Consider the following 16,126-nt stretch of genomic DNA (forward strand, 5'->3'; position numbering starts at 1 on the left):
GGCCGGTCAGCCGGCGATCCTCTCGTACCTCTCGACGAGGCCGACGAACTCGGTGCGCAGGCCGTAGGGGTCCTCCCCGACGGCTTCCAGGGCACGGTCCCGGGCGCGGGCGGTGTCGGCACCGTCGGCGTACTGGGACCCGGTCGCCACCAGGCCGAACTCGACGACAGCGGAGGCGAACCGGAAGTCGTCGGTCGGCGAGCGGGTGTACGTGTCGGCGCCGGCGCGGACGACGACCTCGGTGCTCTCGGTCGCCCCGGGGTCCTTGTAGCGGACGTGCACGGTCAGGAAGTCGCTGGAGCCCGACGTCGCGTGGTCCTGGTAGTCCAGGTCGTCGTCACCGTCCTCGTCACCGGCCGGCACCAGCTCGTAGAACGCCGTGACGGAGTGCCCGGCACCGACGTCGCCGGCGTCCTTGGTGTCGTCGTCGAACTCCTCGTCCTCGAGGCGACGGTTGTCGTAGCCCAGCAGCCGGTACTGCGAGACGGCCGCGGGGTTGAGCTCGACCTGCACCTTCAGGTCCTGGGCGACGACGAACATCGTGGAGTCGAACTCGTCCACGAGGACCTTGCGCGCCTCGTCGAGGGTGTCGATGTAGGCGTAGTTGCCGTTCCCGTGGTCGGCGATCGCCTCCATCGTGTTGTCCTTGAGGTTGTCCATGCCGAACCCGAGGACCGAGATGTGCACGCCCGTCGCGGCGTGCTCCTGGATCAGCTCGGTGAGCTGCTCGGGGGTCGACGGCCCGACGTTGAAGTCGCCGTCGGTCGCCAGCACGACCCGGTTGTTGCCGCCCTCGATGTAGTTCTTCGTCGCGAGCTCGTACGCGGTCTGGAGGCCCGACGCCCCGCCGGTCGACCCCCCGGCCCGCAGCTCGCTCAGGATCCGCACGAGCTCCTCGCGCTCGCTCCCGGGCACCGAGTCCGCCAGGACGATGTTGCTGCCGGCGTACGTCACGATCGAGACGGTGTCGTCCTCGTCGAGCTGCTCGACCAGGAGCGCGAACGACTCGGCGAGCAGCGGCAGCTTGTCGGGCTCGTCCATCGACCCGGACACGTCGAGCAGGAAGACGATGTTGTTGCCCTCGCTCGTCGGTGTCGCGTCCGTCGCCTGCACGCCGATCATCGCGAGCTGGTGCTCCGGCGCCCACGGCGCACGCGCGACCTGCGTCGTCACCGTGAAGGGGTCGGCGGCGTCCGCCGCGGGGGCCGGGTAGTCGTAGTCGAAGTAGTTGACCAGCTCCTCGATCCGCACGCCCTCCGGCTCGGCGCCCTGCGTCAGCTGCCGGCGCATGTTGCTGTACGACGCGGTGTCCACGTCGGAGGCGAACGTCGACAGCGGGCTCGTCGTCACGTCCTGGAACGGCTGCTCCGGGGAGTCGTCGTACTCCTCCTGCGGCTCGGTCGGGACGTCGCGCCAGTCATCGGGGGCGAAGGCGTCGTCCTGTGCCATCTCCTGCCCGAAGGAGGCGTCGCTCGACCCTCCCTCGCTGCACGCCCCGAGCATCGCCAGCACCGCCACCGCGGCCGCCGCAGCGACCACGCGATCCCGTGGACGCCCCGAGGAGCCGGGACGAGCATCCCTCAACCACCGACCGCGCATGTGACCCCTCCATCGTCTGAGGTCTGCATGCTCTCGGGTCCCTGACCTGCGAGGACAGCACGGGACGGTCACGTGACCGTACCGTTCCGGTCACGGCGAGCAGTCGGAGACGTCCGCGGAGAGGCCCGGGAGGTGAGGGGATCGATCAGTGATCGCTCGGGGGAACTCCCGTGTCGCGGCCGAGGCGCGGTGACGCGCCGACGGCGACGACGTCGACGGTACCGCGTCCGCGGTGCGCCGTCGGAGCCGTCACCACGCGGTCGGGCGACCCGTCGTGCGCCTCGGTGCACCGAACGGCGGGTGCTCGCCGCAGCCTGTCGTCAGCCGCGCGTCGCGGCCGCCGCTGCCCGTCGCGTCACGGACTCGAGCTCGCGGCCCCGGAGCCGGCGCCCGATCCGGCGTCCGGCGCGAGCTGCGGCAGATCCACGTCGAGGCACGACAACGCCACGGGGTCGCCGCCGGCGAGCGCCGTCACGCGCGCCGCGGCCTCCGACAGGCGGGCCTCGGGCAGGACGCCGCCCTGCACCGCCTGGACGAGCCCGTCCCGCATGCGGACCGCGTGGTTGCCGTCGGTCGCCAGCACCGCGTCGGCGCCGGCGGCGACCGCCCGGACCGCCGCGTCGGGGAAGTCCCAGCGCCGGTTCACCGCGCCCATGCCGACCGAGTCCGTCATGGCGACGCCCCGAAAGCCCATCTCGCGCAGGAGGGTGTAGGCCCGTGGGCTCAGGGACGCGGGCAGCTCCGGGTCGAGCGCCGAGTACTGCACGTGGTTGAGCATGACCACGGGAGTGCCCGCGTCGACGGCGCGCTGGAACGGCAGGAGATCGGTCGCCACCAGCTGGTCCAGGCCGGCCTCGACCAGCGACGACTCCCGGTGCGAGTCGACGGACGAACGCCCGTGGCCGGGGAAGTGCTTGACCGCCGAGGCGACGCCCGCGTCGGCGAGCCCGCGCGCGTAGGCCAGCCCGTACGCCGCGGCCTCCTCCGGGTCCGCGCTGAAGGAGCGGTCACCGATCACACCCGCGGCGGGCCCGTCGTCGAGGTCCAGCACGGGCGCCAGGTCCAGGCCGACGCCGACGGCCGAGAGCGCCTGCCCGGTGGCGACGGCCCGCGCGCGGACGTCGTCGGGCGATCCCTGCGCGGCCATCCGGCGCGGCGACGGCCCGGGCCCGACGACCTCGCGCATGTGCGCCACCCGTCCTGACTCCTCGTCGGTGGCCACGAGCACCGGACGGGCCGGGGGCGGTGCGGAGGCTCACGACGGCAGGCTACGTTCCGCCACGCGTCGCCGCCGGTGCTCGTCGTGCAGCACGGGTCGCGACCTCGGGCAGCCAGCCCATGTCGTCCCAGGGCGGAGGATGGACCCATGAGACCCCTCGCGGCCGGCGCCGCGCTGACGGCCGTGCTGGTGCTGGCGGCCTGCACCGACGACGGCGCGGAAGCGGGTGCGCCGGAGTCCTCCAGCGCCGCTCCCACCGCCGCTCCGACCACTGCCGCGCCCACCGCCGGCCCGCAGCCGAGCCCCGGGTCCGGGCCGGCGCTCGACGCCGCGGTCGCGGCGGCGTTCGTCGTGGCCGTGGGGGAGGACCTCGGCCGGGACTCGTCCGACATCGCCGACGAGCTGCTCCACCAGGGCGTGTTCATCTGCGCGACGCTGAGCGTGGCGGAGGCGTCGCCGGACGAGGCGGTCGCGGTCTACGAGCAGTACCTGGCGGAGGACCCGGCCCTGGTCGGACCGCTCTGGGACAACGCCGTCCTGCACCTGTGCCCCGAGCTGGTCGACGGCTACGAGCTCGTGCTCGACCGCGCGCAGGCCGCCGGCTGACCACGCCCGACGCCGGTCAGGCGGTGGCGACCCGCAGGTGGGTGCCGAGGTGGCCCGTCAGGTCCTCGACCGCGCCCGGGACGAGCGTGTAGTACGCCCACACCCCGCGCTTCTCCCGGGTCACGAACCCCGCCTCGGTGAGCACCTTGAGGTGGTGGGACACGGTCGGCTGGGACAGCCCGACGGGCTCGGTCAGGTCGCACACGCAGGCCTCGCCGCCCTCGTGCGCGGCGATGATCGACAGCAGCCGCAGGCGCGCCGGGTCGGCCAGCGCCTTGAGCGTGCGGGCGGTCCGGTCGGCGTCCTCGGCGGACATGGTGGTGCCGGTGACCGGGCTGCAGCAGGCGGTCGACGTCGCGGTGCTGATCGGGAGCAGGTCCAGAGCCATGACGACATCCTCGCTCACACATCGACCGTTGTCGATGTTGACAGCCGTCGATGTCTGGTGTCAGGCTCATCACATCGACGGTGATCGATCCCTTAGGGGGAGTGATGGTGCAGGACATCCGAGAGCAGGTCCGGTCCCGGTACGCGCTGGCGGCGGTGCAGGGCGGCGCCGACGGCGGCTGCTGCGGCGGCGGGGGCTGCGGGCCGCAGGACCTGGTGGTGGACGAGCGGTTCGGCGCGTCGCTGTACGGCACCGAGGACGCGGCCGCGGTGCCCGCCGAGGCCCTGGCTGCCTCGCTGGGGTGCGGGAACCCGCTGATGGTGGCCGAGCTGCGCGAGGGCGAGCGCGTCCTGGACCTCGGGTCCGGCGGCGGGATCGACGTGCTGTTGTCCGCGCGCCGCGTCGGCCCGACGGGCTTCGCCTACGGGGTCGACATGACCGACGAGATGCTGGACCTGGCCCGCGCGAACGCGGCGAAGGCGGGCGCGACCAACGTCGAGTTCCGCCAGGGCACGATCGAGGACCTGCCGCTCGACGACGCCGCGGTGGACGTCGTGATCTCGAACTGCGTGGTCAACCTGTCCACCGACAAGCCCGCGGTGCTGTCCGAGGCGTTCCGGGTGCTGGTGCCCGGCGGGCGCGTGGGCATCTCCGACGTCGTCGCGGAGGACCACCTGACGCCCGACGAGCGCAGCGAGCGCGGCTCGTACGTCGGGTGCATCGCCGGTGCGCTGTCCCGCACCGAGTACCTGGACGGCCTGGCGGCGGCGGGCTTCGTCGACACCGAGGTCGAGTTCACGCACGCCGTCGCCGACGGGATGCACGGCGCGGTCGTCCGCGCTCGCAAGCCCGCACCCGAGGAGGAGTGATGGACCCCGAGGTGTACCTGACGATCTACCGGCAGGACGAGCGGGAGCTGGTGCGGCAGCTCGAGCTGCGGCGCGCCGCGCAGGACTTCCCGGGCTGCGTCGTCCGGGCGCGCCGGCGCCTGGCCGCGATCGCCGAGCGGGTGCGCTCCCGCGTCACCGGGACGGCGCGCGTGGCGCAGGCCTGCTGCCCGGCCTGATCCGCGCAGCGAGAGAGGCCGCACCCCGGGGGCGCGGCCCTCTCGTCGTCGGACGGCTCAGGCGGTGACAGGCTCGACGCCCAGCTCGCCGAGCAGCACCTCGACGCGGCGGCGGATCTCGTCGCGGATCGGCCGGACCGACTCGATGCCCTGGCCGGCCGGGTCCTCCAGGGCCCAGTCCTCGTACCGCTTGCCGGGGAAGATCGGGCACGCGTCGCCGCAGCCCATCGTGATGACGACGTCGGACGCCTTGACCGCGTCGGTCGTCAGGACCTTCGGGCGCTCTGCGCGGATGTCGATGCCCTCCTCGAGCATGGCCTCGACGGCGACGGGGTTGATCTGCTCGGCGGGCATCGACCCGGCGGAGCGGACCTCGACGGCGCCGCCGGACAGGTGCCGCAGGTACCCCGCGGCCATCTGGGAGCGGCCGGCGTTGTGCACGCAGACGAACAGGGCGGAGGGCTGGCTGGTCTCGCTCATCGGGGTCTCCTCAGGGTCAGGCGGGGACGGTCAGGCGGCACCTCGTCTCGCTTGCCCGGCACGATCTGGACGTCTGGCGGTGTGCGAGTCAGGATGCGCCGCGCTACGCGGTGCGCCGCGGCAGGCGTGCGACGTCGAGGTAGAACTGCCCGATCCGGCGCACGGCGTGGCTCAGCTCGTCCCAGTTCAGCGGCTTGGTGACGTACGCGCTGGCGTGCGAGGCGTACGACCGCAGGACGTCCTCCTCGGCGGCCGACGTGGTCAGCACGATGACCGGGATCGAGGCGAGCCCCGGCTCACGCTTCACGTGGTCGAGGACCTCGCGGCCGTTGACCTTCGGCAGGTTCAGGTCGAGCAGGATCAGGTCGGGGCGCGGGGCGTCGGCGAACTCCCCGCGGCGGTGCAGGAAGTCGAGCGCCTGGACGCCGTCCTCGACGCTCCGCAGGTTCCCCGAGACGCCGTGCTCGTCGAACACCTCCTCGACCAGCAGCCGGTCGCCGGGGTCGTCCTCGATGAGCAGCACGCGGGCGTCGTGGGATGTGAGCACGGCCGAGTGTGACACGCCGGCCGCCGCGGCGGTGCGGCGGTGCGGCGACGAGCGTGACTCATCCGCACGGTGTGAGGTCCGCGGCGTCGCGCCCGCCGCATCATGGGTCTCGCACCACGTCATCGACGACAGGGGAGCTCCATGTGCACGGGAATCCGGTTCTCGGACGGCGACGGCCACGTCTACCTCGCCCGGAACCTCGACTGGACGAGCGGCTACGGGGAGCGGGTGGTCGTGACACCCACGGGGTACGCCCCGCGGTCCCCGTTCGGGGCGGTGCCGAGCATCCGGCACGCGACCATCGGCATGGGGATCGTGGAGGAGGACACCCCGCTGTACTTCGACTGCGGGAACGACGCGGGCCTCGCCGTCGCGGGCCTCAACTTCCCGGGGTACGCGCAGTACGCGGCGGGGCCGGTCGACGGCGCCACCAACGTCGCCGCCTTCGAGCTCCCGCTGTGGGTGTGCTCGCAGTTCGGCAGCGTCGACGAGGTGGAGGCGGCCCTCGCGGACGTCGTGGTCGTCGACCGGCCGATCAACGACCGGTACCCGAGCTCGCTGCTGCACTGGATCGTCGCCGACGCCACGCGCGCGATCGTGGTCGAGCACACGGCCGACGGCATGCACGTGTTCGACGACGACGTCGACGTCCTGGCGAACCAGCCGGGGTTCTCGTGGCACCACGAGAACCTGCGCAACTACCTCAACACCTCGCCGGAGTTCCCCGAGGAGACGGTGCTCGGCCGCGCGCGGCTCACCCCGTTCGGCTCGGGCTCGCACATGCGCGGGATCCCCGGCGACTACTACTCGCCCTCCCGGTTCGTCCGCGCCGCGTACGTGAACGCGCACTACCCGCCGAAGCCGAGCGAGGAGGAGAACGTCAGCCGGGCGTTCCACACCCTGCAGCAGGTGGCCATGGTGGACGGCTGCGCCGCGATGGGCTCGGGCGAGTTCGAGAAGACGATCTACACCGGGCTGTTCTCCTCACGCGCGACGACGTACTACTGGAACACCTACGACGACCCTGCGGTCCGCAGCGTGGCGCTCGCGGACCACAAGCCCGACGGCACGGAGCTCGTGGTCGCGTAGCCCGCGTGACCGACGGGACCCGTCCGACGGGGTCGTCCCTCCCCGTGCCTCAGGACGCGTAGCGCCGCACGGACTCCGGGTGGATCACCAGCCGGACCTGGTCCTCGGCCAGGATGCCCGCGAGGTCCGCGGCCCGGGCGGGGTCGTCGAGGTCCCAGTACCGGGCCGCGAGGCGTGACGCGAGGTCGTGCGCCCCGTCCGGCTCGACGGTGACGCGCCCGGCGACCGACACCCAGCGCTCGCGCTCGCCGACCGGGGCGGCGACGACGAGCGACGCGCGCGGGTCCTGCGCGAGGCGGCGGACCTTGAGCGCGTCCGGGCCGGTGAACAGCTGGAGCGTGCCCTCGTCCGTCGCCTCGAACCACACCGGGCGCGGCTGGGGCGGCGTCGGCCCGGCGGCCACGGACAGGAACCCGTGCAGGGAGCGGCGCAGGAACGCCAGGTCGTCGGCGGTCAGCGTGCGGTCGTCGGTGCTCATCGCGGCCTCTCGGGTCGGCGTGCCGGTCGCCCGGCGTCGGCGTCGGACGCAGGGTCAACGCGGGGGCCGGTGCGCGCTGTTCCGGCGCCGTCCGCACGGGATCCGTCAGGAACGGCCCCGCGCCCGTATGGGAACCGTGAGGATCGCCGACGCGGGCCGCCGGCGGGTCTGTGATGGACGACGGCCCCCTGCGGGGCCGCCGCGGCAGCCGGCCGGCCGGCGCGGCACGCACGTCCTCGGGAGCTTCCTCGTGCTGGACCTGGTCTTCGTCGTGGGCGTCCTCGCCCTGTTCGCCCTGGTGGGCGCGGTCGCCGCGGGGGTCGAGCGGCTGTGATCGTCCTCGACCTCGTGGCCGCCGCCCTCGGGCTCGCGGCCGTCGTCTACCTCGTGTGGGCCCTCGTGCAGCCGGAGCGGTTCTGATGTCCGCGTGGGCCGCCGTCGCGCAGGTGCTGACCGTCGTGGCGGTGCTCGCCGCGCTGCACCGGCCGCTCGGCGACTACATGGCGCACGTCTACACCTCGTCGCGGGACCTGCGGGTCGAGCGCGGGCTGTACCGGCTGATCGGCGTCGACTCGGGCTCGGAGCAGACGTGGCGCTCGTACGTGCGCAGCCTGCTCGCGTTCTCGCTGGTCGGCGTGCTGCTCGTCTACCTGCTGCAGCGGGCGCAGACCTGGCTGCCGTACGACCTCGGGATGCCCGCCGTCGGCGAGCACCTGGCGTTCAACACCGCGGTCTCGTTCGTCACGAACACGAACTGGCAGTCGTACTCGCCGGACGTGACGCTGGGCTACGCCGTCCAGGTGCTGGGCCTGACGGTGCAGAACTTCGTGTCGGCGGCGGTCGGCATGGCCGTCGCGATCACGCTGGTGCGCGGGTTCGCCCGCCGCCGGACCGGCACCATCGGGAACTTCTGGGTCGACGTGACCCGCGGCACCCTGCGCCTCCTGCTGCCGATCTCCGTGCTCGGTGCGGTCGTGCTGATCGCCGGGGGCGTCATCCAGAACGTCGCCGGGTTCACCGACGTGACGACGCTCGCCGGCGGCGTCCAGTCGGTCCCCGGCGGGCCGGTCGCCTCGCAGGAGGCCATCAAGCTGCTCGGGACGAACGGCGGCGGGTTCTTCAACGTGAACTCCGCCCACCCGTTCGAGAACCCGACGCCGTGGACCAGCCTGTTCCAGGTCGTGCTCATGCTGGCGATCCCGTTCAGCCTGCCGCGCACGTTCGGCCGGATGGTCGGCAGCGCCCGGCAGGGCTACGCGATCCTCGCGGCGATGGTGACGATCTTCCTGGTCAGCCTGACGCTGCTGACGGTCGTCGAGGCGCACGGCGGGGGGACGGCCCCCGAGCTGGCGGGCGGGGCGATGGAGGGCAAGGAGCAGCGGTTCGGCATCGCCGCGACCACGCTGTTCGGCTCCGTCAGCACCCTGACGTCCACCGGTGCCGTGAACGGCATGCACGACTCGTTCACCGCCCTGGGCGGGTTCTTCCCGATGCTCAACATGATGCTCGGCGAGATCGCGCCCGGCGGCGTCGGCTCGGGGCTGTACGGGATGCTCGTGCTCGCGGTCATCGCGGTGTTCGTCGGCGGGCTGATGGTCGGCCGCACGCCGGAGTACCTGGGCAAGAAGATCGGCCCGCGCGAGATCAAGCTTGCGTCCCTGTACATCCTGGTGACGCCCACGCTCGTGCTGGCCGGGACCGCGCTGTCCTTCGCGATCCCGGGGGTGCGGGCCGACGTCGAGTCGACGTCGATCTGGAACCCCGGCGTGCACGGCTTCTCCGAGGTGCTGTACGCGTTCACGTCGGCCGCGAACAACAACGGCTCGGCGTTCGCCGGCCTCACCGCGAACACGCTGTGGTTCAACACGGCGCTCGGCGTCGCGATGCTGCTCGGGCGGTTCGTGCCGATCGTGCTGGTCCTGGCGCTCGCGGGCTCGCTCGCCGCGCAGGACACGGTCCCGTCGACCGCCGGGACGCTCCCGACGTACCGGCCGCAGTTCGTCGGCCTGCTCGTGGGCGTGACCGTGGTCGTGACCGCCCTGACGTACTTCCCCGTTCTCGCGCTGGGTCCCCTGGCGGAAGGTCTGTGAACCTCATGACTGACACGGCAACCCCCACCCGGGGCCCGCGGCCCCCGTCGCCGGCCACCCCGCCGGGCACCCCGCCGGGCCGGACGCGCGCGCGTTCGGCGTCGCCCAGCTCCGCGAGGCGCTGCCCGGGGCGTTCCGCAAGCTCGACCCGCGCACCATGTGGCACAACCCGGTGATGTTCGTCGTCGAGGTCGGCGCCGCGCTCACCACCGTGCTCGCTGTCGTCGAGCCGTTCACCGGCGGCCCGGAGCAGTCCGGCGGCACCGAGACCCTGGTCACGTTCACCGCGGCGATCGCCGTGTGGCTGTGGCTGACCGTGCTGTTCGCGAACCTCGCGGAGGCCGTCGCCGAGGGTCGCGGGAAGGCCCAGGCCGACAGCCTGCGCCAGACGCGGTCCAGCACGACGGCGACGGTCGTCGACGCGTACGACCCCGCGGGAGACCCGGGCGCCGAGCGTGCCCGCACCCGTGAGGTCGCCTCGCCCGACCTCACGCTCGGCGACGTGGTCGTGGTCACCGCGGGCGAGCTGATCCCCGGCGACGGCGACATCGTCTGGGGCATCGCCTCGGTCGACGAGTCGGCCATCACCGGCGAGTCCGCGCCCGTGGTGCGCGAGTCCGGCGGCGACCGGTCGGCCGTCACCGGCGGCACCCGGGTGCTGTCCGACCGGATCGTCGTGCGGATCACCTCGAAGCCGGGGGAGACGTTCGTGGACCGGATGATCGCGCTGGTCGAGGGCGCCGCCCGGCAGAAGACGCCGAACGAGATCGCGCTGAACATCCTGCTCGCCTCGCTGTCGATCGTGTTCGTGGTGGTGGCGCTGACGCTGAACCCCATCGCCTCGTACGCGGGTGCCTCGGTCAGCGTCCCGCTGCTGGTCGCGCTGCTGGTGTGCCTCATCCCGACGACGATCGGCGCGCTGCTGTCCGCGATCGGCATCGCGGGCATGGACCGGCTCGTGCAGCGCAACGTCCTGGCGATGTCCGGCCGCGCGGTCGAGGCCGCCGGCGACGTGACGACCCTGCTGCTCGACAAGACCGGCACGATCACCTACGGCAACCGGCGGGCGGTGGCGTTCCTGCCGCTGGCCGGCGTCGACGCCCACGACCTGGTCCGGTCCGCCGCGCAGGCGTCCGCCGCCGACCCGACGCCCGAGGGGCGGTCGATCGTCGAGCTGGCGGCCGACCGGGGCGTGGCGGGCGACGTCGTCACCCTGGCGGACGGCACGGAGGTCGTGCCGTTCACCGCGCAGACCCGGATGAGCGGCGTCGACCTGCCCGACGTCACCCGGATCCGCAAGGGCGCCGGCTCGGCGGTCGTCGCCTGGCTCGAGGAGGAGGGCCCGCTCGACCCGGCCGTCCGCCGCGACCTGGACGCGCACGTCGAGCGCATCTCCTCCGAGGGCGGCACGCCGCTGGTGGTGGCCGCCCAGGACTGGTCCGGCGCGGGCCGGGTGCTCGGCGTCGTCCACCTCAAGGACGTCGTCAAGGAGGGCCTGAGCGAGCGGTTCGCCGAGCTGCGGGCCATGGGCATCCGCACCGTGATGATCACGGGCGACAACCCCCTCACAGCGAGGGCCATCGCGGCCGAGGCGGGCGTCGACGACTTCCTCGCCGAGGCGACCCCGGAGGACAAGCTCGCGCTGATCAGGCGGGAGCAGGAGGGCGGCCACCTCGTCGCGATGACCGGCGACGGCACGAACGACGCGCCCGCCCTCGCGCAGGCGGACGTCGGCGTGGCGATGAACACCGGCACCTCGGCCGCCAAGGAGGCCGGGAACATGGTCGACCTCGACTCCGACCCGACCAAGCTCATCGACATCGTGCGGATCGGCAAGCAGCTGCTCATCACCCGCGGCGCGCTGACCACGTTCTCCATCGCGAACGACGTGGCCAAGTACTTCGCGATCATCCCGGCCCTGTTCGCCGGGGTGTTCCCCGGCCTGGCCGCGCTGAACGTCATGCAGCTGTCGTCCCCGGCGTCCGCGATCCTCTCGGCGATCGTCTTCAACGCGCTGATCATCGTCGTGCTCATCCCGCTGTCCCTGCGGGGGGTGCGGTACCGCGCGGCGGCGGCGACGTCGATCCTCGGGCGCAACCTGCTCGTCTACGGCCTGGGCGGCGTCATCGCCCCGTTCCTCGGCATCAAGCTGATCGACCTCGTCGTCAGCCTGCTCCCCGGCTTCTGAACCCCGTCTCGCACCGAAGGACAGCCATGAGCTCCCCCCGCACCACCTGGCCGCACACGCTCGTCGCCCTGCGCGCCGTCCTCGTCCTCACCGTGATCCTCGGGGTGGCGTACCCGCTCCTCGTCACCGGGCTCGGGCGGTTGATGCCCGCCCGGGCGGACGGCTCGCTCGTCACGGACTCCGACGGCGCGGTCGTCGGGTCGTCGCTGATCGGCCAGTCGTTCACCGACGCCGACGGCGACCCGCTGGCGGAGTACGTCCAGTCCCGCCCGTCGGCCGCCGGCGACGGGTACGACGCCGCCGCGTCCAGCGGGAGCAACCTCGGCCCCGAGAACCCGGACCTGGTCGCGGCGATCGAGGACCGCCGGGCCGCGGTGGCCGCACTCGAGGGCGTCGACCCGGCCGCCGTGCCGGTCGACGCGCTCACCGCGTCCGGCTCGGGCCTGGACCCGCACATCAGCCCGGAGTACGCCGAGCTGCAGGTCCCGCGGGTCGCCGCGGAGCGCGGGCTGCCGCAGGAGGAGGTGCGGGAGCTCGTGCGCGCCGCGACGACCGGTCCGGACCTGGGGTACCTCGGGCAGGCGGGCGTGAACGTCCTCGAGCTGAACCTGTCGCTCGACGACCTGGCCCCCGTCGAGCGGGGCTGAGCCGTGCAGCGGGGTCGGCTGCGGGTGCTGCTGGGTGCCGCGCCGGGGGTGGGCAAGACGTTCGCGATGCTGGAGGCGGGCCGTGACATGGTCCGCGAGGGCAAGGACGTGGTGGTCGCGGTGGTGGAGACCCACGGGCGGGCGGCCACGGCGGCGCTGCTGGACGGGCTGGAGGTCGTCCCGCGGGCGCAGGTCGAGCACCGCGGGGTGCGGCTGTCGGAGATGGACCTGGACGCGGTGCTGGCGCGGCGGCCGAAGGTGGCGCTGGTGGACGAGCTGGCGCACACGAACGCGCCGGGGTCCCGGCACGCCAAGCGCTGGCAGGACGTCGCGGAGCTGCTGGACGCGGGGATCCACGTGGTGAGCACGGTGAACGTCCAGCACATCGAGTCCCTCAACGACGTGGTGCGCACGATCACGGGGGTGCCGCAGCGCGAGACGGTGCCGGACGGGGTGCTGCGGGGGGCGGACGACGTGGAGCTGGTGGACCTGGCGCCGCAGTCGCTGCGGGACCGGTTGGCGGAGGGGAACGTGTACCCGGCCGAGCGGGTGGACGCGGCGTTGTCGAACTACTTCCGGCTGGGGAACCTGACCGCGCTGCGGGAGCTGGCGCTGCTGTGGTTGGCGGACGAGGTGGATTCGGCGTTGCGGACCTACCGGGCCGAGCACGCGATCGACGCTCCGTGGGAGGCCCGCGAGCGTGTCGTGGTGGCGCTGACCGGCGGCCCGGAGGGGGAGACGCTGCTGCGCCGGGGGGCGCGGATCGCGGCGCGGTCGGCGGGCGGGGAGCTGCTGGGCGTGCACGTCAGCGCCCAGAGCGGGCTGCGGGACGCGAACCCCGGGTCGCTCGCCGCCCAGGCCGCGCTGACGGCGCAGCTCGGCGGCACGTTCCACCAGCTCGTCGGCGACGACATCCCGGACACGCTCGTGAACTTCGCGCGCGGGCAGAACGCCAGCCAGCTGGTCATCGGCATCAGCCGGCGCAGCTGGCTCAAGGCCGCACTCACCGGGCCCGGCATCGGCACCACCGTGATCCGGCAGGCCGGGCCGATCGACGTGCACATCGTCAACCACGCCGCGGCCGGGACGCGCCTGGCGCTGCCGCGCCTGACCGGCGCGCTGACCGTGCGGCGGCGGCTGCTCGGCTTCCTGCTCGCGCTCGCCGGCGGACCGCTGCTGACCTGGCTGCTGGTCGTCGCGCGCAGCGAGCAGTCCCTGGCCAGCGACGTGCTCGCCTACCAGCTCCTGGTCGTGGTGATCGCCCTCGTCGGCGGTCTGTGGCCGGCGCTGTTCACGGCCCTCATGTCCGGCCTGACGCTCAACTACGTCTTCGTCGAGCCCGTGCACACCATCACGGTCGCGGAACCGGTGCACGTCCTCGCGCTCGCCCTGTACGTGGCGAACGGCGCGCTGGTCAGCCTGGTCGTCGACCAGGCAGCGCGGCGCAGCCGGGTCGCCCAGCGGGCCGCCGCGGAGTCCGAGCTGCTCCTCACGATCGCGGGCGGGGTGCTGCGCGGGCAGGACGCCCTCGGCGCGCTGCTGGCCCGCACCCGGGAGGCCTTCGGCCTGGACGCCGTGCGGCTGCGCGTCGGCGACGTGCTGCGGGTGGAGAAGGGGGAGCCCACGGGCGACCGCCCGACCACCCGGGTGCCCGTCGCGCAGGACGCGGTCCTGGAGCTCGACGGATCGCCGCTCGACCGGTCCGCCGCCCGGCTGCTGCCCGTGGTCGTGACCCAGGCCGCGGCCGCGCTGGAGCACGAGCGCCTGACCGCGACCGCCCGGGAGATCGCGCCGCTGATCGAGACCGACCAGGTCCGCAGCGCGCTGCTGTCCGCCGTCAGCCACGACCTGCGCCGGCCGCTCACCGCCGCTGCGACCGCGGTGGACAGCCTGCGCGCCGACGACGTGGACTTCTCGCCCGCCGACCGGGCCGAGCTGCTCGCCACCGCGCACGAGAGCCTCGACACTCTCACCGTGCTCGTCACCGACCTGCTCGACGTCAGCCGGGTGCAGGCCGGCGTCCTGGGCGTGTCCTGCGCCGCGATCGACGTCGACGACGTGATCCTGCCCGCTCTCGACGAGCTGCACCTGGGGCCCGAGCAGGTCGAGCTGGACCTGGACCCGTCCCTGCCCCGGGTGCACGCCGACCCGGCCCTGCTGCGCCGCGTCGTGGTGAACGTGCTGGCCAACGCGGTGCACTTCAGCCCGCCCGGCCGGCGGCCCCGGCTGACGACGAGCGCGTTCGGCGACCGCGTCGAGATCCGCGCGGTCGACCACGGCCCGGGCGTCGAGGCCGAGCGCCACGAGGACCTGTTCGTCCCCTTCCAGCGCCTCGGGGACATCGACAACACGACCGGCCTCGGGCTGGGCCTCGCGCTGTCCCGCGGGTTCACCGAGGGCATGGGCGGCACGCTGACCCCCGAGAGCACGCCGGGCGGGGGCCTGACCATGGTCATCAGCCTGCCGGTCACCGTTGCGGAGGGGGCGGCCGCCCGATGAAGATCCTCGTCGCCGACGACGACCCGCAGATCCTGCGCGCGCTGCGCATCACGCTGCGCGCCCGCGGGTACCAGGTGCTCGTCGCCGTGGACGGCGCCGACGCGATCGACCAGGCGGTCGAGCACCGCCCGGACCTCTACCTGGTCGACCTCGGGATGCCGCGCCTGGACGGCATCGGGCTGATCCAGTCGCTGCGGGGCTGGACCCAGGCGCCGGTCCTCGTCGTCTCCGGCCGGACGGGGTCCGCCGACAAGGTGGACGCGCTCGACGCCGGCGCGGACGACTACGTGACCAAGCCGTTCAACGTGGACGAGCTCCTCGCGCGCCTGCGCGCGCTGACCCGGCGGGCGGGTGGCGTGGCCGAGGGGGACGAGCCGGTGGTGAGGTTCGGCGACGTGACCGTGGACCTCGCGCTGCGGGTCGTCACACGGCGCGGCGCCGGCGCGGTGCACCTGACGCCGACCGAGTGGCAGATCCTCGAGATCCTGGTGCGCAACCCCGGGCGGCTGGTCACCCGGCAGACGATCCTGTCCGAGATCTGGGGCTCGCAGCACGTCACGAGCTCCGGGTACCTGCGCCTGTACCTGTCGCAGCTGCGCAAGAAGCTGGAGCGCGACCCGGCACGCCCGCGGCACCTGCTCACGGAGCAGGGCATGGGCTACCGCTTCGTGCCCGAGGGCGTCGAGCCGCCCGCCGACGCCCCGGCCGAGCCCGCCTGACCGCCGCCGCGACGCCCGCCGCGTCCGGAACCCGTCAGGGTCGACGCCCGTCGCGTTCGCGTTCCGTCAGGACCGGGTCCCGCGGCGTCCGTCGGCGGGAGGCTGGAGGCATGACGACATGGACGCACCACCGCGGCAGCCCGGCACCGGTCGGCGCCGCGCGGGACGGGGACCTGGCGGGTGTCGTGCGGGTGCTCGGCGTCGCGGCCGTGGCGCTCACGGTCGTCGTCGCCGGCCAGCTCCTGCACCTCGGCGCGTGGCCGGTGACCGGGGCGGTGGCCGTCGCACTGCTCGCACTGGCGCGGCCGCTGTCGCTCCCGCTCGCGGCAGTCGCCGTCGCGGGCTGCTGGTGCCTGGTGACGGGGTTCAGCGTCAACGACGGCGCGGTGCTGACGCTCGCCGTCCCGGACCTGGGCCGGCTCGCGGTGCTGGCGGGCGCCGCCGTCGTGGCGCGGGTCGGCAACGAATCGGTCAGACCCCGACATTTCGCCGCGAATCGGGCGTAAGGTCA

18 protein-coding genes are annotated in these 16,126 nt (G+C 73.6%); 12 read left to right on the forward strand and 6 right to left on the reverse strand.

Annotation, left to right across the window (positions count from 1 at the left end):
• Positions 1 to 6 precede the first annotated feature (6 nt).
• Both QNH85_RS15680 and QNH85_RS15685 read right to left on the reverse strand, forming a co-directional pair.
• Positions 7 to 1,539 (reverse strand): vWA domain-containing protein, encoded by a 1,533-nt coding sequence (locus QNH85_RS15680; protein WP_282947890.1) that lies wholly within the window; start codon positions 1,537 to 1,539, stop codon positions 7 to 9.
• 415 nt (positions 1,540 to 1,954) lie between these two features.
• Positions 1,955 to 2,827: a glycoside hydrolase family 3 N-terminal domain-containing protein gene (locus tag QNH85_RS15685; RefSeq protein WP_346016332.1), complete on the reverse strand. Its 873-nt coding sequence runs from the start codon at positions 2,825 to 2,827 to the stop codon at positions 1,955 to 1,957.
• Between the two features lie 138 nt (positions 2,828 to 2,965).
• On the opposite strand from QNH85_RS15685, the gene QNH85_RS15690 reads away from it, so the two are divergent.
• Positions 2,966 to 3,424 (forward strand): hypothetical protein, encoded by a 459-nt coding sequence (locus tag QNH85_RS15690; RefSeq protein WP_282947894.1) that lies wholly within the window; start codon positions 2,966 to 2,968, stop codon positions 3,422 to 3,424.
• Between the two features lie 16 nt (positions 3,425 to 3,440).
• On the opposite strand, the gene QNH85_RS15695 is transcribed toward QNH85_RS15690, so the two are convergent.
• Positions 3,441 to 3,812 (reverse strand): ArsR/SmtB family transcription factor, encoded by a 372-nt coding sequence (locus QNH85_RS15695; protein WP_282947895.1) that lies wholly within the window; start codon positions 3,810 to 3,812, stop codon positions 3,441 to 3,443.
• A gap of 104 nt (positions 3,813 to 3,916) precedes the next feature.
• On the opposite strand from QNH85_RS15695, the gene arsM reads away from it, so the two are divergent.
• The gene (gene arsM / locus QNH85_RS15700; RefSeq protein WP_282947897.1) at positions 3,917 to 4,681 is read left to right on the forward strand and encodes an arsenite methyltransferase; all 765 of its coding nucleotides are present in this window, start codon (positions 3,917 to 3,919) and stop codon (positions 4,679 to 4,681) included.
• On the forward strand, positions 4,681 to 4,878 hold the full coding sequence (locus QNH85_RS15705) for a hypothetical protein (RefSeq protein ID WP_282947899.1): 198 nt from the start codon (positions 4,681 to 4,683) through the stop codon (positions 4,876 to 4,878). Before arsM ends, QNH85_RS15705 begins: the two co-directional genes overlap by 1 nt.
• Positions 4,879 to 4,935: 57 nt before the next feature.
• Here the strand turns inward: QNH85_RS15705 and QNH85_RS15710 are convergent, their stop codons facing one another.
• Positions 4,936 to 5,358 (reverse strand): arsenate reductase ArsC, encoded by a 423-nt coding sequence (locus QNH85_RS15710; protein WP_282947901.1) that lies wholly within the window; start codon positions 5,356 to 5,358, stop codon positions 4,936 to 4,938.
• A gap of 103 nt (positions 5,359 to 5,461) precedes the next feature.
• Positions 5,462 to 5,905: a response regulator gene (locus QNH85_RS15715; RefSeq protein WP_249668966.1), complete on the reverse strand. Its 444-nt coding sequence runs from the start codon at positions 5,903 to 5,905 to the stop codon at positions 5,462 to 5,464.
• Positions 5,906 to 6,046: 141 nt separating this feature from the next.
• Here QNH85_RS15715 and bsh point away from each other — a divergent pair, with 141 nt between their 5' ends.
• On the forward strand, positions 6,047 to 6,994 hold the full coding sequence (gene bsh, locus QNH85_RS15720) for a choloylglycine hydrolase (RefSeq protein WP_282947903.1): 948 nt from the start codon (positions 6,047 to 6,049) through the stop codon (positions 6,992 to 6,994).
• Between the two features lie 49 nt (positions 6,995 to 7,043).
• Here the strand turns inward: bsh and QNH85_RS15725 are convergent, their stop codons facing one another.
• A complete protein-coding gene (locus QNH85_RS15725; RefSeq protein WP_282947906.1) occupies positions 7,044 to 7,472 on the reverse strand; it encodes a pyridoxamine 5'-phosphate oxidase family protein in 429 nt (142 codons plus the stop codon).
• A gap of 136 nt (positions 7,473 to 7,608) precedes the next feature.
• On the opposite strand from QNH85_RS15725, the gene QNH85_RS15730 reads away from it, so the two are divergent.
• The 8 genes from QNH85_RS15730 (at position 7,609) to QNH85_RS15765 (ending at position 16,121) form a co-directional block, all read left to right on the forward strand.
• The gene (locus QNH85_RS15730) at positions 7,609 to 7,806 is read left to right on the forward strand and encodes a hypothetical protein (RefSeq protein ID WP_213280783.1); all 198 of its coding nucleotides are present in this window, start codon (positions 7,609 to 7,611) and stop codon (positions 7,804 to 7,806) included.
• Entirely contained in the window at positions 7,803 to 7,892 is a 90-nt protein-coding gene (locus QNH85_RS15735; RefSeq protein ID WP_213280782.1) for a potassium-transporting ATPase subunit F, read from the forward strand. Before QNH85_RS15730 ends, QNH85_RS15735 begins: the two co-directional genes overlap by 4 nt.
• On the forward strand, positions 7,892 to 9,562 hold the full coding sequence (gene kdpA / locus QNH85_RS15740; RefSeq protein ID WP_282947909.1) for a potassium-transporting ATPase subunit KdpA: 1,671 nt from the start codon (positions 7,892 to 7,894) through the stop codon (positions 9,560 to 9,562). Before QNH85_RS15735 ends, kdpA begins: the two co-directional genes overlap by 1 nt.
• Before the next feature lie 157 nt (positions 9,563 to 9,719).
• Positions 9,720 to 11,750, forward strand: a complete 2,031-nt coding sequence (kdpB, locus tag QNH85_RS15745; RefSeq protein WP_282947911.1) for a potassium-transporting ATPase subunit KdpB — start codon at positions 9,720 to 9,722, stop codon at positions 11,748 to 11,750.
• A 26-nt stretch (positions 11,751 to 11,776) separates the two neighbouring features.
• Positions 11,777 to 12,397, forward strand: coding sequence for a potassium-transporting ATPase subunit KdpC (gene kdpC, locus QNH85_RS15750; RefSeq protein WP_282947913.1), 621 nt, complete (start codon positions 11,777 to 11,779; stop codon positions 12,395 to 12,397).
• A 3-nt stretch (positions 12,398 to 12,400) separates the two neighbouring features.
• Positions 12,401 to 14,896: a sensor histidine kinase gene (locus tag QNH85_RS15755; protein WP_282947915.1), complete on the forward strand. Its 2,496-nt coding sequence runs from the start codon at positions 12,401 to 12,403 to the stop codon at positions 14,894 to 14,896.
• Positions 14,893 to 15,615 carry a response regulator gene (locus QNH85_RS15760; protein ID WP_282947916.1) on the forward strand — a complete coding sequence of 241 codons (723 nt, stop codon included), beginning with the start codon at positions 14,893 to 14,895 and terminating at the stop codon, positions 15,613 to 15,615. The genes QNH85_RS15755 and QNH85_RS15760 overlap by 4 nt, the downstream gene beginning before the upstream one ends.
• A gap of 110 nt (positions 15,616 to 15,725) precedes the next feature.
• Entirely contained in the window at positions 15,726 to 16,121 is a 396-nt protein-coding gene (locus tag QNH85_RS15765) for a hypothetical protein (RefSeq protein ID WP_282947918.1), read from the forward strand.
• The last annotated feature ends 5 nt before the right edge of the window (positions 16,122 to 16,126 follow it).

Origin of the sequence: Cellulomonas endometrii (genome assembly GCF_949769265.1) — a bacterium.
Taxonomy (GTDB): domain Bacteria; phylum Actinomycetota; class Actinomycetes; order Actinomycetales; family Cellulomonadaceae; genus Cellulomonas; species Cellulomonas endometrii.